Consider the following 21,752-nt stretch of genomic DNA (forward strand, 5'->3'; position numbering starts at 1 on the left):
AAAGATTCAGTCTTCAGCAGCAGCGGTATAAAACACCGGCTGAGGTAAAACAGACAGAAGTGCTGTAAATCAGATGCTGCGTACATCCATCCATGGAGGAGCAGGGAAGCGTGTCGTGGTGCAGATCACCGCCTACCCAAAAGAGGGTTGCACCAACGCTTCTGCCCTAACCAGTCATTGAGCCTAATGCCGGTCCTTACGCCCGAATAGCGAATACAGTAGAAATAAATTTTCCGGTCTACTAAAATACAATATGATGAATAATAGTTATATTGAGCTATTCGTGCTCTAATTCGCTGCTACTGCTTACACCCTTAGTGCCCTTGTAACCAAACTTTTTAAAATTAAGTATAGCTATTTTATTATAGTGAGATTTTCTAAAGTAACGGAATGGCAAAACGCTACAAATCTATTATGCTGGCAACAACTGTGTTACTGCTGGCGTTATTAATGCAGTATTTCAGGACAGGCACGTGGCAATTTAACAACATGCTCATTGTGGTGCTACTCCATGCGGCAGGTATTTCGTTGGCCTTGCTGGCACCGGCAAGCCAAGAGCAGAAGCTGTAAAACTGCATCCTCCATTTACTCTCAACTAAAAGCTACAAGTATCGCTGATACTTATAGCAACTCTCTGCTGCGGCTTTTCAAAGCCTGATCTCCTTCATTCCTGCTTTTTGCAGCACTTGCTACAAGTATAGTATTCTGGCTTGGCACAACCTCTTTCTGCAAAATCAGTCCCGGTATGATCTTACTCCATCATCTGCTAAATAACGAGCTACTTCATATCTTCTTTGTTCTTTTATACTAGCGATGTTTTTAGTATAGGTGCTGTGTTGATTTTTTTCCTACTGCAGGCAACCTTCTGCAAATTTCCGCATCTATTGATCGAAGTTGCTTCTGGCGTAAGTCAGGAAGCGCTGCTAAATGGGAATACATCAACTAAAAACTAAAACTATGAAGATCATCAAATTTTACGTCACCAACGTTGCAGTTTTTATCCTGGCGCTGCTGCTGGCCCATGTGCCGGCAATGGCGCAGCAGTTGCGCGGCAACGGAGAAATGAAAACAGAGGATAGAAATGTATCCGGGTTTACAGGCATAGAAGTGAGCGGCGGCTTTGCCGTGGAGGTGACGCAGGGCAGCGACGAAGGCGTGCGGCTAGAGGCAGAAGGAAACCTGCTTCCTAACATTAAAACAGAAGTAAAGAACGGTGTGCTGCACATCTACAACGACAAAAGCCTGTCTACCAACAAAGGCATGAGGGCATATGTAACCGTGAAAGAGCTGCGAAAAATAGCTATCAGCGGAGGAGTAAAAGTAACTGGCAAGTCTACTTTTAAGGCTGATAAGTTTGACTTGGACATGAGCGGAGGCTCTGTAGTAATCCTGGCGCTGAATACGCAGCAATTAACTGCTGATATGAGTGGCGCCAGCAAGGTAGAACTGACAGGTACTGCCGATGTGATGCACATGGAAATGTCCGGTGCCTCGAAGGTAGAAGCTGCTGACCTGGTAGCTAAACGTGTAAAAGTAGGGGCTAGTGGCGCCAGCAAAGTGAAAGTATATGCCAAAGAAGCATTAGATATAAATGCTTCAGGCGCCTCTGTAGTATACTACAAAGGAAGCCCGACGGTGAGCAGCGACGTATCGGCAGCTGCCAGGGTCTCTAAAATTTAAAAGATACTACTTGATTATCTTAGAAAAGAGCAATCGCTATAGGTTGCTCTTTTTTTGTGCCTTGACCCAAGGCCTATCCTTTCGCCAAAGCAGCGCGTATAGGTAAAGCAATAGAATCAGAACTGTAAATTTTAAAACTATGAGTGAAGCGAAGAAAACAACCAATCATAAGGAAATACAAAAATGGGCGGAAGAACAGGGCGGTGTACCGGCCATTATCAAAGGCACTGAAGACGATGGCAAAGGCGAAGGCCTGCTGCGCATCCACTTCCCTAAGAAGAGCCCGGATAACGATAATTTTGAGGAGATCAGCTGGGATGAGTTCTTCCAAACATTTGATGAAAAGAAACTGGCGCTGCTCCACGAGCCGGACGGTGTATTCAATAAACTCATAAACAGAGATTAACAAAGGAGAGGTTTACGGCAGGTGGAGCAGATGCTATATCTCTTTGCCTGTAGTATAAAACAGAAAGCCGGTGCTATTGCAGCACCGGCTTTCTGTTTTATAAAAGGGTAGTTCTGATTGCTACTGTTGCTTACCTGCTAAAAGGCAGAAGAAAAGTAGATTATTCATCACTCAGTTAGCGTAATCTAACGTACCGGCACTGGTAATACCGGCAGGCTGGCATGGCCTTCTGCATCTACCGATTGTACGGCAAAAAAGTAATTGTCTTTGGAGTAAGGCAGTGTGGCTTTGGTGTCAGTTACGTAGAATTTCTTCTCCCAGGTGGGGCTGCTGGTGGCGCGCATCAGCACGTTATAACCGGCTGGTTTTGCTCCTTTTGCAGGTACTTCCCACTTCAGGTCTGTTTTGTTGGTGAGGTCAGAGGTGATGACGCCCACATTTTGAGGAGCGGCAGGAGCCAGTGCCAGGCTGGCCATGGTAGCCAGGTTTACGCCTGCATTTTTGCGCAGGTAGTCAAAGTCCATAAACTCGATCAGGTCGCCGTATTGGGTGCCGTTCTCGGTGCGCAGGTCCTGATGCTGGTGATCGAAATCTTCGTTCATCTCGCTCATGCGCACCGCTGTGTAACCCAACTTGTTAAAAGGCGTGTGGTCGCCACCCCGCAGAAAGCGGTCGGCGCGGTGTTCGAGCACCACATCAATCTGGTCGACATACTTTTCGCCGGCTACCTCCATGTAGCGGGCCAGGTTGCGGCTGGGGCTATCGTTCTCTGAGCCTAAGGTGCGGCGCATACGGGCCTGCTGCTCTGTTTCGTTACTAGGTGTACCTTCGCTGAACACGCGCACATGGGTGTTGTCGTGGAGGCCCATTTCGGAGGAGTAGGAGTTACCTACAATGTCGTTGTTAAGCATGGCCACCACATTCCAGTTTTCTTTCTTGGCACGCTCGGCCAGATGCGTGGAGCCATACAGCCCTTGCTCTTCGCCTTGCACTGCTACAAAAATGAGGGTAGCCGGAAACTTATGGGAAGCCATCACACGGGCCATCTCCATCACCAGTGCCACACCGGAAGCATCGTCGTTGGCCCCCGGAGCTTTGCTTTTGGCATCCATCACATCTGTTACGCGGGAGTCGAGGTGGCCGCTCACGATAAACACACGGTCATCATTCGGGTCTGTGCCCTTCAGCGTAGCCATCACATTGGCCATTTCCACGTCCTGCGGAATGCGCTGGCCGTCCGCTTTTACAGGGTAGCGGTCCATCTCCACACTCATACGGCCGCCAGAAGACTGGGCATACTTCTCAAATTCTGATTTTACCCACTCACGGGCAGCCCCGATGCCTTCTTTTTTGCTGGTGGTGGTGCTCAGCGAATGGCGGGTGCCGAAGCTGACCATTTTTTGCACATCGTTTTTCAAGTTCTGTGCCGAAATCTCGTTCACCATTTTCCTGATCTCATCATCCATTTTCACTGGCTCTTGTGCAAAGGTCTGGGTTGTGGCAGTAAAGTATAAACCTGCCAGCAGGGGAAGCGCCAGCAGTTTAGACAGGTTAGTTTTGTAGTGCATGTTTGTTAAGGTATGGGTAAGATGCTTAAAGATAAGCAGCAGTTTTCAGAAATCATTGTTTTGGGAAGATGGTAAGCAGGCATGAAGGTTTGCTGTTTTTGCATTTATACTTGGTGCAGGAAGTGTTGCTTTCGTGATACAACTTAACTGCTACGGCTTAGGTTGTCTTCCTGCTATACTTGTTTACTGCTGTTTGAAGTATAGTGCTATACTTGCTAGCTGCCGTTTGATGCGCAGTTTTATACTTGCCTTGTTTCATCTCATACTTTGGTGCGCTCCAGCCCGCGAGGGCTAGTCTTCCCGTATCGCGCTGTGTATCTTTCCTGCCCTCGTGCCTCGGGCTGCCTCGCTGGCGCTCGCCACCGGAAACCTACAAGGCGCTCAACGGAAAGACTAGGATCTGTTCGATAGCTGGAGCTTTTACTACGGAGCAAGTATGATTCCCCTCTCAGGAGGGGCTAGGGGATGTTCATCCTTGTAGGGACAGGTCGCGACCTGTCCGCGCAACAGCCCTAACTACAAAACTTACACCCCGGCCAAAGCAGCTACAGAATTCCCCTCCTTAGCCAAGGAGGGGCAGGGGTGGTTGTACCCGGTACAAAGATCAACTACAAACTCTAATCCTTGAAAGCAACCTGGCAGCGCTCTTGCTGCAGCAGATGCAGCTCTTCGTCTACCTGCAGAATGGTTTTGCTGTTGGCCAGTTCGGTTTGATAGCGGCCGGAGAGTTCGCGGCGCTTAATGGCTTCCAGAAAGCGGCGGCCGTCTTCGCGGGTTTCCAGCACCAGGCCCGGCACCTGCACGGGCTTGTCGTCCTCGCCTTTGGCCACCATGGTAAAGTAGGAGGTGTTGGTATGCTTTACCACGCCGGTTTTCACGTTCTCAGCAATCACTCGGATGCCCACCATCAGCGAGGTGTTGCCTACATAGTTCACGGAGGCCTTCAGCGACACCAGTTCGCCCACCTCCACTGGCTGCAGAAAGTTAACACCCTCTATAGACACCGTCACGCAGTAGTTCCCGGCGTGCTTGGCGGCGCAGGCGTAAGCCACTTTGTCCATGAGCGAGAGCAGGATGCCGCCGTGAATTTTGCCGCCGAAGTTGGCGTAGCTCGGGATCATCAGTTCGGTAAGGGTGGTGCGGGAGTAGGAGACAGGGCGGAAGGCGGGTGTAGTCATGGGCAAGGGTATAATGTATAAGTATAAACCTATACTTGGTTCCGGCGGCGGCAGTTACGGCTACAGGAAGACCACGTCCTTCACCACCTCCTCGCCGGCCTCGCGGTTGAGCAGCTCCAGCACCTTGCTCTTCGACATGTTGAGTTCGTGCTTGAGGGGTGCCGAGGTGAGGCGCACGAACAGCTTGTGGTCCTTAAAGTACAGCTCCTGCGTTTTCAGGGCGATGGGCTTGCCCATGATGCGCTCCCAGCTCTGCACGATGTTCACCTCGCTCAGCTTGCCCTGCAGCCGGTAGGCCTTCATCAGCGCCTTCAAACTCTCGCCAATCGGCTGTATGTCGGCCTTGCGGCGGTCAATCTCCTCTTTCTTCTTGTAGTAGCGCACGGGGATAATTTTGAATGAGTGGGTGATGAATGTGATATAACTTTATACTCAAGAACTAAACAAAAATCAGGGTAACTTATTTGATATATAATTCAATTATCTCTGGCTTGAGATTTTCAGGTTCTCCTAATTTGAAAGATAGACCTAAATGCTTCTCTATGTACCTTAGTCTGGCTTCCTCGCACTTGATTTCACCTTCAAACCAATTATCCCATCCCAAAATAATATCTTCATTATCTTTTCTAAGTAAAATTAGGTCAAAATCAATACCTGCATCTATTTCGTCATATTTATAGACTTTTTTCCATCCACTCTTTGTGAGTAGTTTAATCACTTTTATCCAAGAACTTGTCTTTAAGCCGACTGCTGTAACTATCATTTCAACAATCAACAATTAAGCAATCACCTTCACCGTCCCGTCCTTCACCTCAAATCTACGGATACTCTCCGATAGTCCCTCCAGAATTTTGTCGGTGCGCTCCAGGTGGGTGTCTGTCAGGAAAATTTGGCCGAAGGTATGGGCGGCCACCATCTGCATGAGCTGCGTGATGCGTTTCTCGTCTAAGCGGTCAAAGATGTCGTCGAGCAGGAGCAGGGGCTTGTGGCCGTGCTTGGCGGCCATTACCTCGAAGTGCGCCAGCTTCAGGGCGATGACGTAGCTCTTCTGCTGTCCCTGCGAGCCGAAGGTCTTCACGGGGTTGCCGTCCATCAGGAACACGAAGTCGTCTTTGTGCGGCCCTACGGTGGTGCGTTGCAGCGCCAGGTCTTTGCGCTCGGCCTGGTGCAGCAGTTGCGCAAAGTCGGCGCCGGGCAGCTGGCTTTTATAGGTCAGCGTCACCTCCTCATGGCTATCGGAGAGGTGGCGGTAATGCTTTTGGAAGATCGGCACGAACTCCGCCAGAAACTTTTCGCGGGCCTCTGCCAATTGCTCGCCGAACGGAATGAGCTGCTCGTTGAGGATGTGCAGGTAGTCGCGGTCGAAGTAGTGGCGCTCGGCAAACTGCTTGAGCAGGGAGTTACGCTGCTTCAGGATGTAGTTGTACTGGATGAGCTGCTCCAGGTACACGTGGTCGAGCTGCGAGATGAGGCTGTCGAAGTACTTGCGGCGCTCCTCGCTGCCCTCGCGGATCAGGTCGGTGTCGTAAGGCGAGATGAGCACCACCGGAAAGCGGCCGATGTGGTCGCTCATTTTTTCATACAGCGCCTTGTTGTGCGTCACAGTCTTTTTCTGCCCTTGCTTGAGGCTCACCTGCACCGTGTGCTTTTCGCCGGCCACCACAAAGCGGCCTTTCACCATAAAAAAGTCGGCGTCCTGCTTTATGCTTTGCGCATCGGTACCGGGGAAGGCGCTGCGCGTCATGGAGAGGTAGTGAATGGCGTCCAGCAGGTTGGTTTTGCCGCTGCCGTTGTCGCCGATAAAGCAGTTGATGTGCTCCGAAAAGCTAAGGGCAGCTTCTTCGTAGTTCTTGAAAAACAGCAAACTGAGATTTTCGAGGAGCATTCGTTTCTACTTTGATATCTTTTTCCTTAATTTCGCATGCTAAACTGCTGAGGCTGGGCCAACCACACGTATACATGTGTATACTTGCCCAGAGCGCCCGCAGGTAAACCTAACGAATAAGACATTTGACCATGGCTGATACGAAAGAAAAGACGAAAGCGAAGTCGGCGAAAGCAAAGGTACAGGCTGAACCAACGTTTTCAAAGGAAACATACATGCATTGGTATGAGATGATGAAGCTCATGCGCCGCTTTGAGGAGAAAGCCGGTCAGTTATACGGCCAGCAGAAGATTAAAGGCTTCTGCCACCTCTACATTGGTCAGGAGGCCTGCGTAGCGGGTGCTGCCACTGCGCTTACCAAAGGCGACAAATGGATCACTGCTTACCGTGACCATGCACACCCAATTGCTTTGGGCACAGACCCGGGAGCAATTATGGCGGAGCTGTTTGCCAAATCTACCGGTTGCTCTAAGGGCAAAGGTGGTTCTATGCACATCTTCGATAAGAATGTAAACTTTATGGGCGGCCACGGCATTGTGGGCGGCCAGATTCCGCTGGGAGCAGGCATTGCCTTTGCCGAGAAGTATAACAAAACCGGTAACCTGTGCATCTGCTATATGGGCGACGGAGCTGTGCGCCAGGGTGCATTTCACGAAACGCTGAACATGGCCATGACCTGGAAGCTGCCCGTGATCTTTGTGATCGAGAACAACGGCTACGCCATGGGTACTTCCGTGCAGCGTACCTCCAATGTGCAGCAGCTGTACACGCTGGGTGAGGGGTATGATATCCCTTCGTTCCAGGTAGATGCCATGGTGGTGGAGAACGTGCATGAAGCCGTAGCGCAAGCCGCAGAGCGCGCCCGTGCCGGCGAAGGCCCTACTTTGCTGGAGTTCAAGACGTACCGCTACAAAGGACACTCCATGTCGGACCCGGCCAAGTATAGAACCAAAGAAGAGCTGGAAGACTATAAGAATCGCGACACCATCGAAATGGTTGCCGCCAAGATTCTGGAGAACAAGTGGGCGACGGAAGAGGAGCTGGATCAGATAGATGAAAAGGTGAAGCAGCAGGTAGCTGAGGCGGTGGATTTCGCTGAGAATTCGCCTTACCCGGATCCGTCTGAGTTGTATACAGACGTGTATGCCGAGAGCGACTATCCATTTATCATGGACTAATTTGAGGTTTAATAAAAATTCAGGAATTAAAAATTATAAATTTGATGTTCAGGAGTAAAACATTGCTTCCAATCATTTTTAATTTCTAATTTTGAAATTCTATTTTATTCATCACTAATGGCTAAAGAAAAAGTTAAGAAACACAGCGAGTTTGAGGAGCTGGTAGAAAATCCGGATGCGCTGGCTGACCGTTTTGCAAACTCTGAAGATTTTGTGAAGCGGAACAAATCTGTGCTGCTCGGTGTGTTTGTCGCTATTGCCGCTGTTATCGTTGGGGGGTTCCTGTATTACAACTACCGCCGCACCCAAAACGAAGAGGCGCAACGGGCTATGTTCCAGGCAGTATATTATTTCGAAGCAGATTCGCTGAACAAAGCACTGAACGGCGACGGACAGTACGACGGCCTGCTGCGGATTGCGGACGAGTATAGCGGAACAGATGCCGGCAACTTAGCTGATTTCTATGCCGGAGTGGCCCTACTGAAAACCGGCAAGTATGCTGACGCCGTAGAGCACCTGCAGGACTTTAGTGCTGATGATTACCTGATGCAGGCGCGGGCTTACAGCCTGACAGGAGATGCGCTGCTGGAACAGGGAAAGAACAAGGAAGCAGCTGATATGTATATCAAAGCGGCGAATCAGAACGCTAACAAGTACTTCTCGCCGCAATACCTGATGAAAGCGGGCATTGCTTATGAGGCCGGTAACGATTACAAAGCCGCCGCAGAAACATACGATAAGATCATTCAGAACTACGAAGCTTCGGCCGAGGTGAACGATGCTAAGAAGTATAAAGCCCGTGCCGAAATGCTGGCCGGTGGCAACCAATAAAGTATAAAACGGCGTAAGCCTGAAGTATAAAACGCTTTTGCCCGAACAGGCAAAAGCGTTTTTTTATTAATGTCATTTCAATGTACAGAAGCAGCAATGCAAAGCTGCCAGCTGCGAAAATGATTAACAGATAACAAAAGACGAACCTACCATGGCAACATCCCTAAAAAACCTGAACGACTATAAAAAAGAGGCTTTGGCTGATATGGCTGACAAGACCTTCGGCATAGTGGTAGCCGAATGGCACAGCGAGATAACCGATGTGCTGTGTGCCGGTGCTGTTGAGACGCTGCTGCAGCATGGTGCTAAAAAGGAGAACATCTTCCGCAACACTGTGCCCGGCAGCTTTGAGCTAACATTGGGTGCCCAGTTCCTGGCGCAGCAGGAGGAGGTAGATGCCGTGATCTGCCTTGGTGTGGTGATCAAGGGCGATACCAAGCACGACGATTACATCAACCACGCTGTAGCCAACGGCCTCACTACAGTATCGCTCAAGTATAACAAGCCGGTGTCCTTCGGCCTTGTCACGACCAATAACCTGGAGCAGGCGTTAGACAGAGCAGGAGGCAAGCACGGCAACAAAGGTGTGGAAGCTGCCGCGGCCGCCATTCATATGCTGAGCTTTTAAAGTATAGTATGGATTTAAACAGAAAGAGGCAGCCCTGTATTGGGCTGCCTCTTTCTGTTTGTATAAGTATAAGTTCTGCTACTAAGCATGGAAGAACGCTAGAAGCTATAGCCAATGGCTAAACCGGGCCGAAGCCGCACGCCGCTGCCAAACAAGTTCAGAAAGCCTGTATCAAAATCATCCTCCGTGCCGGTATTTACTTTCAGGCTGCCCACGTTGTAGTTAGCTCCTATGAAAATATCGATTGCTAAGCCATTCCCAAAAATCCACTGGTTACCAGCCGCTACGCCTGCGCCTATAGGAGCGTAGGTGGCCTTATACTGCTTTTCCTTCACCTTATCATCTACGGTAAGTTTATAGCTGAGAATACGACCATAGCCGGCTACATAAAAGCCGTTAGGCGCCTGCGAGCTTTCAGAAAGATAGTAACGCACTTCGGGCGTAATGCCATAGCCGCTGAACTTTACGCCTTTTAGCGAAGCTCCCGTAATGTAGCCGCCTAACTGGCCGCTGATGCGCGGACTGAAAGCATGCTCAATAAAGCCGGAGCCTGTCAATGCAAAAATGCTGGGCACATTCACTTTCAGAACAGTTGTGCGGGAATCCTGCACTTGAGTATAGGGCCTGGGGCGCGACACCTGCCGTTGTGCCAGCAATGTAGAAAAGGGCATAGCAGCCAGCATAAGTATAATAATCGAAAATAGGATAATTCTTTTCATAAGGTCAGGTTCAGGTTTAAAAGTACAGGCAGGTGCCGCAGCACACTGCCAGATTGCATAGCAACTTCTGTTCCACATTTACAGGGGCTTACCAAATGGCAGCCGGGATAACAGCAGGAGATTACGCGCCGAAGAAAAAATTGTTAATTTAACGCCAGGCATAGCAAAGTATAGATTTAACTGTTATTTTTGCACGAAATTTAGCCGGAATGCTACTTTCAAAGTAATAAACCGGCGGTAGATACATCCAAACTAAACTAAAAAGCGTCTGCTGCTGTTATGCCGCAAAAGAACGAAGCGCCCGAAGTTGTTTTTGGCTGAACCGGAAAAGTATAGGTCAAAGCTTTAAAATAGTTCTTAAGAGAGTAGAATGAACACAAACGAAGAAAAACAGCGTTATTCCAGAGAGGAGCTAGCAGAGTTTGAGAACATCATCCTTGAAAAGCTGACAAATGCCCGCAAGGAAGTGACCTTTATCAAAGAAACGCTGAGCCGCCGGAATGATTCAGGGACAGACAACACGGCCTCTCCTACTAAAGTGCTGGAAGATGGGGCAGATACGGCTGAGAAGGAGAGTCTGAACCAGTTAGCTTCCCGGCAGATGAAGTTTATCCAGCAGTTGGAGAACGCCTTGATCCGTATTAAAAACGGTACTTATGGCGTGTGCATTGTTACGGGTAAGCTTATACCAAAAGAGCGGCTGCGCGCCGTGCCGCACACGCAGCACAGCATCGAAGCCAAACTTCAGCGTAACGACTAGTACATTTATACCTTGAATATTCTGCAGAACCATATCCAGGCACTTGTTTTTTGTGCCCAGTCGCCTATCAGCATCGAGGAAATTCAGCGCTGCCTGCAAGAGGCCCTGGGCCTGGAGGAGGTGCTGGTAAGTGATGTACTGGAGGCGATAGAAGGAATAAACGAGCAGTTACAGGAAGCAGGTTTTGCTTTTCAGATCTATGCGATTGGTGGGGGCTACCAGTTCCTCACCAAGCCGGAGTACCAGGACACGGTAAGCACTTATCTGAAGCAGAAATCAAAGAAGAAGTTATCAGCGTCTTCACTGGAGACGCTGGCCATTATTGCCTACAAGCAGCCGGTCACCAGAAGCCAGATCGAGCAGATCCGGGGCGTGGGCTGCGACTATGCCGTGCATAAATTACTGGAAAAGGAGCTCATCGAGCTGAGAGGAAAAGCCGATACGATCGGCAGGCCTGTGCTGTACGGTACTTCCCAGAAGTTTATGGATTACTTCGGCATCAACCACATCAAAGACCTCCCGCAACTAAAAGACTTTGCCACCGAAGAGAACATGATCGGTGAAGCAGCTGATTAAGCAGCTGCGCGCAAACACGCATATCATACATAGAACGCATTACAGTTTACATACTGCACATACAGGTACAGTAGCGATACTGCATCAATAATTACAACAACATGGCAAGAGATAACGAAAGACCTGAACGCGGTAACGCAGGCGAAGGCAGAAGAGGTGCTGAAAGAAATTCTTTCGGCAGACCGAACAACGACCGTGACGGTAAAAAAGTCTTTAACAGGAGAGATAAGCCGCAAAGAGGAGAAGGCGGGGAACGCCGCACGTTTAACCCGGAAAGAAGAGATGCTGACCGAAGAGAAGGCGGAGAACGTCGTTCTTTTGGTGGTGACCGGCGTGAAGGAGGCGAAAGAAGAACTTTTGGCGCAGACAGGCGCGACGACCGCCGCAGCAACGACCGGCGCGAAGGCGGTGAAAGACGCCCTTACGGTGATAGAAACGAGCGTTCTTCGGATAGACGTCCGGCTGGCAGCGATCGGCCAAGGCACGAAGAAGGCGATAGAAAACCATTTGGAGCAGGCAGAAGAGAAGATGGGGAACGCCGCAGCTACGGCAACCGGAACGAAGGTGGCGAACGCCGTTCATTCAGCACAGGCCGCGAGGCAGGAGGCGAGCGCCGCTCATTTGGAGACCGCCGCGAAGGAGGCGAAAAGCGCCCTTATACGAATAGAAACGACAGGAGAGAAGAAGGCGGACAACGCCGTACGTATAACAACAGGAGAGAAGATGACGAAAGCCGGACCTTTGGCGGTGAGCGTCGTTTTGCCGGCTCCGACAGGAGAGACGATAACCGCAGCAGCGACAGACGTGAAGACGGTGAAAGACGTTCTTTTGGCGGCGACCGTGATCGTAAGCCTTCTTTTGGAGAAAAGCGAAGCTTTGGCGATAAGAAGCCCTTTAAGGGAGATAACCGTGACAAACTTAGCCGCTCCGGTGAAGGTGACCGCAGCAGGAGCCGCACAGATGAGAACGGCAGTGCGCCGGAAACACCTACCTATAACCTGAGCCACTACAAGGATAATCCCCGCATTAAGAAAACGAACATCAAGGAAGAGACTGATGGCTCTATTCGCCTGAACCGCTTTATTGCGAACGCCGGCATTTGCTCGCGCCGTGAGGCTGATTTGCTGATTGAGTCCGGAGAAATAAAGGTGAACGGCGAAGTGGTGAAAGAAATGGGCTTTAAAGTGCAGCCAACCGACAACGTGCAGTATGGCAAAAAAATACTGAACCGCGAGAAGCTGGTATATGTGCTGCTGAATAAGCCAAAAGACTTTTTAACTACAACGGACGATCCCGAGGGCCGCAAAACGGTGATGGACCTGGTGGCGAATGCTTCCACGGAGCGCATCTTCCCAGTAGGTCGCCTGGACCGCAATACCACCGGTCTGCTGTTGTTTACCAACGATGGCGAGTTGGCGCAGAAACTGACGCACCCATCTAACGGGGTGAAGAAGATATACCAGGTAGAACTGGATAAGCCGATCACCAAAGCCGATTTTCAGAAAGTAGCCGAAGGAGTAGAACTGGAAGACGGCAAAGCCGAAGTAGACGATGTGGCCTTACTGGGAGAATCCAGCCAATTTCTGGGCCTGGAGATACACATTGGCCGCAACCGCATTGTACGCCGTATTTTTGAGCACCTGGGCTACGATGTGGTTAGCCTGGACCGCGTACAATATGCCGGCCTGACCAAAAAAGATTTGCCACGCAGCAACTGGCGCTACCTGACAGAGAAAGAGGTCATCCGCCTGAAATACTTTATGTAATATGCGCAGCGTCGTTATCGACATCGGGAACACGGGCACCAAGTATGGTCTTTTTGAAGAAGATAGCCTCCTAAAGCAAGGCTACTTTCAGCAAAAAGACCAGCTGCCGGAGGAGCTATACCAGCATTCCTTCGACCATGCCATTGTTGCCTCGGTGGCCGAAAACCCGCAAGCTATACTGCAAAGGCTGTCTGTAACCGGCAAGTTCCTGGAGCTAACGGGGCAGACAGCCTTGCCAATTGGTAACTTCTACAAAACGCCGCAAACACTGGGGGCCGACCGCAAAGCAGCTGCCGTAGGAGCCAATTCCCTGTTCCCGGGCCGTAACTGCCTGGCCATAGATGCAGGTACCTGCATCACCCACGACTTTGTAGATAGCGAAGGCAATTACCACGGCGGCGGCATTGCGCCCGGGCTAAACATGAAATTTAAAGCCCTGCATACTTTTACAGGTCGCCTGCCGTTAGTACAGCGTACCGATAACAGCTTTCCGCTTACCGGGCAAACTACGGAGGCGTCTATCCTGAGCGGCGTATTGGGCGGCACTGTGGCTGAACTTAATGGCCTGATAGCAGCTTACATGCAAATATTCCCCGACCTGGTGGTTATACTTTGCGGGGGCGATGCAGGATTTTTTGAAAGTACGCTAAAAGGACGCATCTTTGTAATTCCCGAACTGGTCTTAATCGGGCTTCACAGAATTTTAGTTTATAATGTATAAAACACTCCGAGTACTGATAGGGTTTGCCGTGCTGTGTATGGCGCATGCCGCACAGGCGCAATACATTGGCAACACTCCGTACTCCCGCTATGGTTTAGGGGAGATAAACAACAACATGGGTAATACCCGCAATGCCGGTATGGCCGGGGCAGGTATTAGTGCTGCAAACAGTTACCAGGCCAATCTCTCCAACCCCGCTTTGCTTTACTATAACAGCATTACCGTATTTGATATGGGTATTCGCGGGCAGGTGAAAACGGTGCAGGACAGCAATAACTCGCAACGCGACGGGAATGCGAACCTGGCGAACCTGGCACTGGTGGTGCCCATCTCCAAGCACTGGACCTCGGCAGTATCCTTGCGCCCTTACAGCGAAGTGTCCTATGAAGTGAACTCAACCAAGCAAACTTTAGAAGGAAATCCCCGGGCCTACTCCATACAAGGGTATAGCGGCCAGGGAGGCTTGTCTGAGCTGAGCTTTTCGAATGGCGTTAAAATAGCGAAAGGATTGACCATCGGAGCAAGCGCCTCATACCTGTTCGGCACTATCACCAAAGAAGCTTCCTCACTCATTCAGGACGACTCACTCTCTGATCTGTCATCGGAGCAGGTGGTTTACAGCGAGCGTACCCGCTACAACGATTTCCTGTTTAAGGCAGGCGTTAACTATAGAAAGCAACTGCAGGATAAACTTTTCCTGAGCATGGGCGGAACATACAGCTTTGAAAGCAACCTGAATGCGGACCTGAACAATGCTTATGAGCGAAGAACCATCTATGGCGGCACGCTTGACGAGGACATACTGGCAGACAGCTCAAAAAGCAAAGTACTGCTGCCGCAGGGCTGGCAGGCTGGCATCTCCCTGGACAATGGCTCTAACATGACGCTGGTCGCTGACTTTGCTACGCAGCAGTGGTCTAAGTTCCGTAACCTGGAAGGGCAGCAGGAACTGGCCGACAGCTACCGGGCTGCTATTGGCGGAGAGTATACGCCTGATGCCGGCTCCGTAGCCAGCTATTTTAAGCGCATAACCTACCGTGGCGGTTTATACTATGGCAAAACGCCATATAAGGTAAACAACACTCAGATCACGGACAAAGGAGTAACAGTAGGCTTTAGCATGCCAATCGGCAGGTCTACCATTTACGACCTGTACCAGCTAAATACGTCTCTTGGCTACGGGCAGCGTGGCAAAACATCCAATGGCCTGATTGCCGAGAAGTACTTCCAGTTTAGTGCCGGCATCACCATCAACAGCCGCTGGTTTATCAAACGCCGAATCGAATAACAAGTATAGCAAGTCAATAAACTCTAAAAGGCCGTTCTTGGAGCGGCCTTTTTTATCATATCTATCGCATGTATGGAACAGCGCAGGTGGGGTAATACGTTTAATTTTTGCTAATTTCACAACAGGAGCAATCATACCCTATGCGCAACGCGTGGATTTATACGATACTATTACTGCTGAGCTGCCTGGTTGCCTGTAAGGACGACCTGAAAGATCCGGACAAGGAGATTGTATACAAAGGGCCGCTGATCGAGAACCACGATGTGGTAACGCTGTACAGCGACTCGGCGCGGCTACAGATAAAATTGCAGGCGCCCGTACAGCAGGAGTTTGATAACGGCGACGGCATATTTCCCAAGGGCTTGTATGTGGAGTTCTATGGCGAACCCGGCCAGATCACCTCCACTTTAAAATCGAACTATGGCAAGCAGGACAAAAGAAAGGACCTGTACATTGCCCGCGGAAATGTGGTAGTGAAAAACCTGCAGAAGAAGGAGCAGCTGGAGACAGAGGAGCTTTTCTGGGATAAGAACAAAGGCACGATCTACACCGATAAGTTTGTACGGATTACGACCGCAGAAGAGATACTGACCGGCAACGGGCTGCGCGCCAACCAGGGTTTTTCGAACTGGCGTATTCTGAAGCCAACCGGCAGCTTTAGTCTGAAACAGGAATGAACCAAAAACTCCTAAATACCATTTTACTTTCGCTGGCTTTTGTAGCCGCAGTTATTGGCGCCCACCGCAGCATACAGGATGGCGACATAGTAGGAAACTACTGGATCTATATGATCTCGCTGGCCCTGTTTATCTTGTGGTGGTACCGCCGGAAGAGGTATGATACCTAGTTTGATGTAGTACATGATAGATCCCGATCAGATCATATTGTTGCTGGTAGCGCTGCTGTTCTCGGCCTTCTTTTCAGGCATTGAGCTAGCCTTTGTGGCTGCTAACCGAATACAGATCGAGCTGAGCGAGAAAAACGGCATGCTGGCCGGCCGTATTCTGGGCCACCTGCTGCAGCGCCCGTCGCGCTTGATGGGCACCACCCTGATCGGCAATACGCTGGCGCTGGTGCTGTATGGCTTCGCGATAGCCAGTGTGCTGCACAAACTGCTCTTTATGTACCTGCCCGGGCTGCTGCAGCACAATGCGCTGGTGCTGGTGCTGCAGGTGATCATCGCCTCCGTAGTAGTTCTGCTCACGGCCGAGTTTTTGCCACGCAGCCTCTTCGCCATCAACCCCAACCGGCTGCTGCAGGTGCTTGCCATCCCGATCCTTGTTTGCTATTACCTGCTGTACCCGGTGGTATACCTCATTGTAGGCCTGAGCAAATGGGTCGCTGAGAAGGTTTTCCAGATCGAATTTTCAGAGGAGAAGCCAGTCTTTGGCTTTACGGATTTGAATGCTTTTATCAAAAACCGCCTGTACCACCCCGAGCATGAAGATGCACCGGAAGTAGACCCTACCATTTTTCATAATGCGCTTGAATTTAAAACAGTGCGGGTACGGGAGTGTATGGTGCCCCGCACCGAAATAGAAGCGGTAGAAGTAAACGACTCTGTAGAGGTGCTGCGCAAGACCTTTGTGGAAACCGGCCACTCCAAGGTGCTGGTATACCAAGACACCATTGATAACATCACCGGCTATTGCCACCAGTTGGATATGTTTAAGCAACCGGTAAGTATAAGCGATATCTTGTCGCCAGTGAGCCTGGTGCCGGAAAGTATGCTGGCCAGCGAACTGTTTGTACGGTTTGTATCGGAGCACCGCAGCGTAGCCGTGGTGGTCGATGAGTTTGGGGGCACTTCCGGCATTGTGACGGTAGAAGATGTCATCGAGGAGATCTTTGGCGAGATAGAAGACGAGTATGATATAGACGAGGCGCTGCTGGAGCAAGTATGGCCTGAAAAAGGCATTTACCTGTTCTCTGCCCGCATCGAGATAGACTACCTGAACGAGAAGTATGACCTGGAACTGCCAGAGGGCGATTACGAGACCTTGGGCGGCCTGATTCTCTCTGTTTATGGCGAAATACCGCTGGCAGGCGATGAAATTACGGTGCCGCCTTATACCATTACAATTCTTTCGATGGACGAGAACCGCATCAACGCTGTCAAGCTAGTTAAAAATACAGATTCTCAGGCAGATGAGGAGGCATAAACCTGCGGATAAAAATTTTGAATTTTAGCACGATTAACCTTATTTTGCACAATCCTTTTATAAGTAAACATACGAATGGCATTAATTAACAAGATTAGAGAGAAGTCTGGCTGGGCTATCGGCGCCATTGCCCTGGGGCTTGGTATATTTGTGGTTGGTGGCGACCTGTTAGGGCCCAACTCCAGAATCCTGGGCAACAACGCGAATGAGATCGGCGAAATTGCCGGAGAAAAGATAGACTACAAAGAGTTTGATGATGTCTTTCAGCAGGCAAAATCAAACTATGAGAACCAGATAGGCCGTGCAGCCAACGAGGGAGAGTTAGCCATGATCCGGGAGCAGGCATGGAACCAGCTAATCTTTAAAATAGCCTTAAAGAAGGAGTATGATCGCCTTGGCCTGGAGGTAACAGATGATGAACTGGCCGACATGGTGCAGGGTAACAACATTCACCCGGCTGTAAAGCAGGCATTCACCAATCCACAGACAGGAGAGTTTGACCGCACCAAAGTGGTAGAATACCTCAAGAACCTGGACCAGATGGGCCCCAATGCCCGTCCGCAGTGGGCAAACTTCGAGCAAGGTATTCTGGCGGACCGTTACCAGTCCAAGTATGCCAACCTGCTGACTAAAACGGTGTATGTAACCACAGCAGAAGCCAAGAACTACTACTACGCACAAAATTCTACAGCCAACATAAAGGCCTTGTTTGTGCCTTTTTATACCATCGCCGACTCTACGGTAAAAGTAACGGACGCGCAGCTGCAGGACTACTACGACAAGCATAAAGAGCTATACAAAGTAGAAGAAGGCCGCTCGCTGGAGTTTGTGACCATTCCGGTGAGTGCGTCTAAAGAAGACAGCACCTACTATAACCAGGAGATTGCACAGCTGACGCAGCAGTTCGCTGCTGCCACCAATGACTCGGCTTTTGTGAACACCAACTCTGACCAGCCGTACGAAGGCGCTTACCAGACGCCGGCTGAGCTGCCGGAGCAGCTGCGCAAGCAACTGCCACTGCAGGAAGGCAAAGTATACGGCCCTTATTCAGATAAAGGCACGATGGCCCTTTATAAGGTAATAGATGCCAAAACAGGAACAGCCAACACTGTAAGAGCAAGCCACATCCTTATCAAGCCGGAGAACGATACGCCTGAAGCCAAAGCCGCTGCCAAAGCCAAGGCGCAGGATGTGTTGAACCAGATCAAGAATGGGGCTGATTTTGCGCAGATGGCGACACAGTATGGCACAGACGGAACAGCCTCTGTAGGCGGTGATCTGGGTTATTTTACCGAAGGCCGCATGGTGCCTGGTTTCGAGAAGCCGGTATTTGCTTTTTCCGGAACAGGCTTGCTGCCTGAGCTGGTAGAGACTGAATATGGTTACCACATCGTAAAAGTAACGGCTCCGAAAACAAACGAGACCTATAAAATTGCAACTGTGCAGCGCGCCATTGAGCCAAGCGAAAGTACCCGTGATGCAGCCTATGCGATCGCCGACAAGCTTTCCGGCACCAGCGGAAGCACAGAGGAGTTCAGAAGCAACGTGGCAGCCAACAAGTCGCTGACAAAAGAAGAGGCGCAGAACATTGGCAAAAACAACGTGCTGGTAAATAACCTGAGCAATGCACGCGAACTGGTACGCTGGGCGTACAGCAAAGATACCGAAGTAGGAGATGTGTCGCCGGTATTTGAGATCAACGACCAGTTTGTGGTAGCTACCCTCACCGGCAGCCGCGATAAAGGATATGCCGACATGAAAGATGTGAAAGATGAAGTAACTGCTGCTGTGCGCAACGACTTAAAAGCAACGCAGATCATCGATAAGCTGAACGGCAGCAAAGGAACATTGGACCAGATTGCTAGCAGCTACGGCGCTGATGCGACCGTAAAAACGGCCGATAACGTGACGTTTGCCTCTGGCGCGATACCAGGTATCGGCATGGAGCCCGTGGCGGTAGGCAAAGCTTTTGGGCTGAAGCCTGGCGCGCATACAGCTCCTTTCCAGGGACAGGGTGGCGTGCTGATGGTAGAATTAGCAAATCTGAACAAAGCACCGGAACCTACGGATCTGGCCAGCGTGAAAGAGCAACTGGTAAGCCAGCAGGCACAGAAAGCCTCTAATGATGCGTTTGAAGCCATCAAAGAAAAGTCCAACATCAAAGATAATCGCGTAAAGTTCTTTTAAGGGCCCGCAAAGTATACATTAAGCAAAGAGCCACTCTACCTAGAGTGGCTCTTTGCTTTTAGGGATGTCTCCACTGGTGTTCTCGGGCGCATTCTGTATCTTTAGCTAAATGCAGCTGCTTCAGGCGCAGCAGGGGAGTTGCCCAACTGGTTATCTGGGGAGTACGATCATCTAAATTAACAGCGCTGGTTTGTTTTGGCAGATATGCATTAATTTGAGCAGAAGCGTACATCGTCTTTCGTCTTTCAGTCGTTTTAAGAATACTATGCTGAAACCATACTATACGTTATTATTGGCCCTGCTGCTGCTGGTAGCACCGGTGGTGGTGCGGGCACAGACACAGGACCTGCAGCTGGCCCGGGAGTACTTCAGCCAAGGTGATTATGGCAAGGCGGAAGCGATCTATAGCAAGCTGCTGGATGATCCCCGCTACTTTAATGTGGTGTACCCGGATTACCTGCATACCCTGCTGGCCCAGCGCAACTATAAAGACGCGGAGAAGCTGGTGAAGAAAACCATAAAGCGCTACCCCGGCATGCCCAACTATTCCGTAGACCTCGGGCTGGTTTACCGCGCATCCGGCGACAAAGCTGGTGCCACCAAATACTTCGATAAGTTACTGGAGCAGATGAAGCCGGAAGAAGTAATAGCGGTGGCAGGGGCTTTTATGCAGAATGAGCTCTATGACTATGCCGAAAAAGCTTACCTGCAGGGGCGCCAGCTCAGCAGAGATCCGCAGCAGTACACCCATCCGCTGGTGGCCCTGTATACTTACCAGCACGAGAACGACCGGCTGATACCGGAAGTGCTCAACATGGTGGAGCAGGACGAGCAGGAGCTTACCTATGTGCAGCACATGCTGCAGAATACGCTCTCCGAAGACAAAGATTATGATGCGCTGGAAAAAGAACTGCTGATGCGGGTGCAGCAGAACCCCGATAAGCTGGCTTTGAATGAGCTGCTCGTATGGCTATACATCCAGCGGCGCGATTTCTATGGGGCCATGCTGCAGGCCAGGGCCGTAGATAAACGCACGCATAGCGGCGGTTCGCGGGTGATGGAACTGGGCGCCATCAGTGCCAAGAATGAAGATTACCCGGGCGCCATTGAAGCGTATGACTACATTATCAAAGAATACCCTGATGGGCCATACTACCTGATTGCCCGGCAGCGCCTGATCAATGCACGCGAAGAACAGGTACAGCATACGTTTCCGGTAGATATAGAGAAGGTGCGCAACCTGATCGCTGATTATGAAGCACTGCTGACCGAAGCAGGCCGGAGCGAACAGACCGTAGAAGTGTTGCAGCACATGGCCAATCTCTATGCCTTTTACCTCGACGACAAAGACAAAGCCATTGCGCTGCTGCAGGAGGCCATCAACATGCCCCGCGCCAATCCGGCGCTGGTAGCAGACAGCAAGCTTACCTTGGGTGATATTTACCTGCTGAAGGGAGAGCCGTGGGAAAGTACACTGCTCTACTCGCAGGTGGAGAAAGCGAACAAAGACACGCCTGTTGGCCATGAAGCCAAGCTGCGCAACGCCCGCCTAAATTATTACAAAGGCGATTTTGAACTGGCGCAGGCACACCTCGATATCCTAAAGCTGGCAACCAGTCGCGAGATTGCAAACGATGCCATGGACCTGAGCCTGCTGATCACCGATAACACCGGCCTGGACTCTTCCACGGCTGCCATGCAGGACTATGCGGCTATCGACCTGCTCATCTTTCAGAACAAGCTGCCGGAGGCACTCACCGCCCTGGATAAAATGCTGCAGCAGTATCCCGGCCACAGCCTTACCGACGAGATATACTTTCAGAAAGCGAAAATCTATGAACGGGAAGGGAACTTTGAACAGGCTATAGCTAACCTGCAGAAGATCGTAAGCATGCCTCAAAGTGACATTCTGAGTGATGATGCCCTGTACCGAATGGCCTACATCTACGAGAACAACCTGAAGGATCTGGAAAAGGCCAAGGAGCTTTACAACGAGTTTCTTGTAAAGTATAGAGGCAGCGTGTATGCCGCCGAAGCCCGTAAGCGTTTCCGTAAGCTGCGGGGCGATAAAGTGGAGTAGCTAGAATGGTGCCCGGCTCTTCGTCTGAATTAGGAGCCGCAGGAGGAGTGGATTAATAGAATTACATTAGTCTTTTCTGATGCAGGAGTTCTGCAAAGCATCACTCGCGGCTTTATATGAAAAGCAGTCTTCAGGCCTG

22 protein-coding genes are annotated in these 21,752 nt (G+C 50.5%); 16 read left to right on the forward strand and 6 right to left on the reverse strand.

Features of this window, described 5'->3' with window-relative positions:
• The first annotated feature begins 390 nt into the window (after positions 1–390).
• The 3 genes from ABDW72_RS17595 to ABDW72_RS17605 all read left to right on the forward strand — a co-directional run bounded on the left by ABDW72_RS17595 (position 391) and on the right by ABDW72_RS17605 (position 2,086).
• The gene (locus tag ABDW72_RS17595) at positions 391–570 is read left to right on the forward strand and encodes a hypothetical protein (RefSeq protein WP_347159916.1); all 180 of its coding nucleotides are present in this window, start codon (positions 391–393) and stop codon (positions 568–570) included.
• A 387-nt stretch (positions 571–957) separates the two neighbouring features.
• On the forward strand, positions 958–1,680 hold the full coding sequence (locus tag ABDW72_RS17600) for a head GIN domain-containing protein (protein WP_347159917.1): 723 nt from the start codon (positions 958–960) through the stop codon (positions 1,678–1,680).
• A 139-nt stretch (positions 1,681–1,819) separates the two neighbouring features.
• Positions 1,820–2,086: a hypothetical protein gene (locus ABDW72_RS17605; RefSeq protein WP_347159918.1), complete on the forward strand. Its 267-nt coding sequence runs from the start codon at positions 1,820–1,822 to the stop codon at positions 2,084–2,086.
• Positions 2,087–2,271: 185 nt separating this feature from the next.
• Here ABDW72_RS17605 and ABDW72_RS17610 read toward each other — a convergent pair whose 3' ends face one another.
• From ABDW72_RS17610 to recF, 5 genes are all read right to left on the reverse strand, one after another.
• Positions 2,272–3,654, reverse strand: coding sequence for a M28 family metallopeptidase (locus ABDW72_RS17610; protein ID WP_347159919.1), 1,383 nt, complete (start codon positions 3,652–3,654; stop codon positions 2,272–2,274).
• Positions 3,655–4,271: 617 nt separating this feature from the next.
• Positions 4,272–4,832: an acyl-CoA thioesterase gene (locus ABDW72_RS17615; protein ID WP_347159920.1), complete on the reverse strand. Its 561-nt coding sequence runs from the start codon at positions 4,830–4,832 to the stop codon at positions 4,272–4,274.
• A 60-nt stretch (positions 4,833–4,892) separates the two neighbouring features.
• A complete protein-coding gene (locus ABDW72_RS17620) occupies positions 4,893–5,216 on the reverse strand; it encodes a DciA family protein (protein WP_347159921.1) in 324 nt (107 codons plus the stop codon).
• 76 nt (positions 5,217–5,292) lie between these two features.
• A complete protein-coding gene (locus ABDW72_RS17625; protein WP_347159922.1) occupies positions 5,293–5,595 on the reverse strand; it encodes a hypothetical protein in 303 nt (100 codons plus the stop codon).
• Positions 5,596–5,610: 15 nt separating this feature from the next.
• Positions 5,611–6,717 carry a DNA replication/repair protein RecF gene (recF, locus tag ABDW72_RS17630; protein ID WP_347159923.1) on the reverse strand — a complete coding sequence of 369 codons (1,107 nt, stop codon included), beginning with the start codon at positions 6,715–6,717 and terminating at the stop codon, positions 5,611–5,613.
• A gap of 131 nt (positions 6,718–6,848) precedes the next feature.
• Between recF and pdhA the strand changes: the two genes are divergently transcribed.
• The 3 genes from pdhA to ribH all read left to right on the forward strand — a co-directional run bounded on the left by pdhA (position 6,849) and on the right by ribH (position 9,354).
• Complete coding sequence (gene pdhA, locus ABDW72_RS17635; protein ID WP_347159924.1) at positions 6,849–7,895, forward strand: pyruvate dehydrogenase (acetyl-transferring) E1 component subunit alpha; 1,047 nt, start codon at positions 6,849–6,851, stop codon at positions 7,893–7,895.
• A 117-nt stretch (positions 7,896–8,012) separates the two neighbouring features.
• Entirely contained in the window at positions 8,013–8,726 is a 714-nt protein-coding gene (locus ABDW72_RS17640) for a tetratricopeptide repeat protein (protein ID WP_347159925.1), read from the forward strand.
• A 151-nt stretch (positions 8,727–8,877) separates the two neighbouring features.
• Positions 8,878–9,354: a 6,7-dimethyl-8-ribityllumazine synthase gene (gene ribH, locus ABDW72_RS17645; protein ID WP_347159926.1), complete on the forward strand. Its 477-nt coding sequence runs from the start codon at positions 8,878–8,880 to the stop codon at positions 9,352–9,354.
• A 98-nt stretch (positions 9,355–9,452) separates the two neighbouring features.
• Here the strand turns inward: ribH and ABDW72_RS17650 are convergent, their stop codons facing one another.
• The gene (locus ABDW72_RS17650; RefSeq protein ID WP_347159927.1) at positions 9,453–10,073 is read right to left on the reverse strand and encodes a DUF3575 domain-containing protein; all 621 of its coding nucleotides are present in this window, start codon (positions 10,071–10,073) and stop codon (positions 9,453–9,455) included.
• A 370-nt stretch (positions 10,074–10,443) separates the two neighbouring features.
• Between ABDW72_RS17650 and ABDW72_RS17655 the strand changes: the two genes are divergently transcribed.
• From ABDW72_RS17655 to ABDW72_RS17700, 10 genes are all read left to right on the forward strand, one after another.
• Complete coding sequence (locus ABDW72_RS17655; protein WP_347159928.1) at positions 10,444–10,833, forward strand: TraR/DksA family transcriptional regulator; 390 nt, start codon at positions 10,444–10,446, stop codon at positions 10,831–10,833.
• A 12-nt stretch (positions 10,834–10,845) separates the two neighbouring features.
• Positions 10,846–11,409: an SMC-Scp complex subunit ScpB gene (gene scpB, locus ABDW72_RS17660; RefSeq protein WP_347159929.1), complete on the forward strand. Its 564-nt coding sequence runs from the start codon at positions 10,846–10,848 to the stop codon at positions 11,407–11,409.
• Between the two features lie 101 nt (positions 11,410–11,510).
• Positions 11,511–13,175 carry a pseudouridine synthase gene (locus ABDW72_RS17665; protein WP_347159930.1) on the forward strand — a complete coding sequence of 555 codons (1,665 nt, stop codon included), beginning with the start codon at positions 11,511–11,513 and terminating at the stop codon, positions 13,173–13,175.
• 1 nt (position 13,176) lies between these two features.
• Entirely contained in the window at positions 13,177–13,896 is a 720-nt protein-coding gene (locus tag ABDW72_RS17670; RefSeq protein ID WP_347159931.1) for a type III pantothenate kinase, read from the forward strand.
• Positions 13,889–15,184 (forward strand): BamG family beta-barrel-assembly machinery protein, encoded by a 1,296-nt coding sequence (gene bamG / locus ABDW72_RS17675; RefSeq protein WP_347159932.1) that lies wholly within the window; start codon positions 13,889–13,891, stop codon positions 15,182–15,184. The genes ABDW72_RS17670 and bamG overlap by 8 nt, the downstream gene beginning before the upstream one ends.
• Positions 15,185–15,324: 140 nt before the next feature.
• Positions 15,325–15,861 (forward strand): LPS export ABC transporter periplasmic protein LptC, encoded by a 537-nt coding sequence (gene lptC, locus ABDW72_RS17680; protein WP_347159933.1) that lies wholly within the window; start codon positions 15,325–15,327, stop codon positions 15,859–15,861.
• Positions 15,858–16,031 (forward strand): hypothetical protein, encoded by a 174-nt coding sequence (locus tag ABDW72_RS17685; protein ID WP_347159934.1) that lies wholly within the window; start codon positions 15,858–15,860, stop codon positions 16,029–16,031. The genes lptC and ABDW72_RS17685 overlap by 4 nt, the downstream gene beginning before the upstream one ends.
• A 13-nt stretch (positions 16,032–16,044) precedes the next feature.
• The gene (locus tag ABDW72_RS17690) at positions 16,045–17,346 is read left to right on the forward strand and encodes a hemolysin family protein (protein ID WP_347159935.1); all 1,302 of its coding nucleotides are present in this window, start codon (positions 16,045–16,047) and stop codon (positions 17,344–17,346) included.
• Positions 17,347–17,421: 75 nt separating this feature from the next.
• Positions 17,422–19,533 (forward strand): SurA N-terminal domain-containing protein, encoded by a 2,112-nt coding sequence (locus ABDW72_RS17695; RefSeq protein WP_347159936.1) that lies wholly within the window; start codon positions 17,422–17,424, stop codon positions 19,531–19,533.
• Positions 19,534–19,798: 265 nt separating this feature from the next.
• Positions 19,799–21,613, forward strand: coding sequence for a tetratricopeptide repeat protein (locus tag ABDW72_RS17700; RefSeq protein WP_347159937.1), 1,815 nt, complete (start codon positions 19,799–19,801; stop codon positions 21,611–21,613).
• Positions 21,614–21,752: the final 139 nt, after the last annotated feature.

The organism is Pontibacter chitinilyticus, assembly GCF_039748935.1.
Lineage (GTDB): Bacteria > Bacteroidota > Bacteroidia > Cytophagales > Hymenobacteraceae > Pontibacter > Pontibacter chitinilyticus.

Coding starts and splice junctions, on each gene's coding strand:
- ABDW72_RS17595 (WP_347159916.1), top strand. CDS start 391: ATGGCAAAACGCTACAAATCTATTATGCTGGCAACAACTGTGTTACTG.
- ABDW72_RS17600 (WP_347159917.1), top strand. CDS start 958: ATGAAGATCATCAAATTTTACGTCACCAACGTTGCAGTTTTTATCCTG.
- ABDW72_RS17605 (WP_347159918.1), top strand. CDS start 1,820: ATGAGTGAAGCGAAGAAAACAACCAATCATAAGGAAATACAAAAATGG.
- ABDW72_RS17610 (WP_347159919.1), bottom strand. CDS start 3,654: ATGCACTACAAAACTAACCTGTCTAAACTGCTGGCGCTTCCCCTGCTG.
- ABDW72_RS17615 (WP_347159920.1), bottom strand. CDS start 4,832: ATGACTACACCCGCCTTCCGCCCTGTCTCCTACTCCCGCACCACCCTT.
- ABDW72_RS17625 (WP_347159922.1), bottom strand. CDS start 5,595: ATGATAGTTACAGCAGTCGGCTTAAAGACAAGTTCTTGGATAAAAGTG.
- recF (WP_347159923.1), bottom strand. CDS start 6,717: ATGCTCCTCGAAAATCTCAGTTTGCTGTTTTTCAAGAACTACGAAGAA.
- pdhA (WP_347159924.1), top strand. CDS start 6,849: ATGGCTGATACGAAAGAAAAGACGAAAGCGAAGTCGGCGAAAGCAAAG.
- ABDW72_RS17640 (WP_347159925.1), top strand. CDS start 8,013: ATGGCTAAAGAAAAAGTTAAGAAACACAGCGAGTTTGAGGAGCTGGTA.
- ribH (WP_347159926.1), top strand. CDS start 8,878: ATGGCAACATCCCTAAAAAACCTGAACGACTATAAAAAAGAGGCTTTG.
- ABDW72_RS17650 (WP_347159927.1), bottom strand. CDS start 10,073: ATGAAAAGAATTATCCTATTTTCGATTATTATACTTATGCTGGCTGCT.
- ABDW72_RS17655 (WP_347159928.1), top strand. CDS start 10,444: ATGAACACAAACGAAGAAAAACAGCGTTATTCCAGAGAGGAGCTAGCA.
- ABDW72_RS17665 (WP_347159930.1), top strand. CDS start 11,511: ATGGCAAGAGATAACGAAAGACCTGAACGCGGTAACGCAGGCGAAGGC.
- ABDW72_RS17670 (WP_347159931.1), top strand. CDS start 13,177: ATGCGCAGCGTCGTTATCGACATCGGGAACACGGGCACCAAGTATGGT.
- bamG (WP_347159932.1), top strand. CDS start 13,889: ATGTATAAAACACTCCGAGTACTGATAGGGTTTGCCGTGCTGTGTATG.
- lptC (WP_347159933.1), top strand. CDS start 15,325: ATGCGCAACGCGTGGATTTATACGATACTATTACTGCTGAGCTGCCTG.
- ABDW72_RS17685 (WP_347159934.1), top strand. CDS start 15,858: ATGAACCAAAAACTCCTAAATACCATTTTACTTTCGCTGGCTTTTGTA.
- ABDW72_RS17690 (WP_347159935.1), top strand. CDS start 16,045: ATGATAGATCCCGATCAGATCATATTGTTGCTGGTAGCGCTGCTGTTC.
- ABDW72_RS17695 (WP_347159936.1), top strand. CDS start 17,422: ATGGCATTAATTAACAAGATTAGAGAGAAGTCTGGCTGGGCTATCGGC.
- ABDW72_RS17700 (WP_347159937.1), top strand. CDS start 19,799: ATGCTGAAACCATACTATACGTTATTATTGGCCCTGCTGCTGCTGGTA.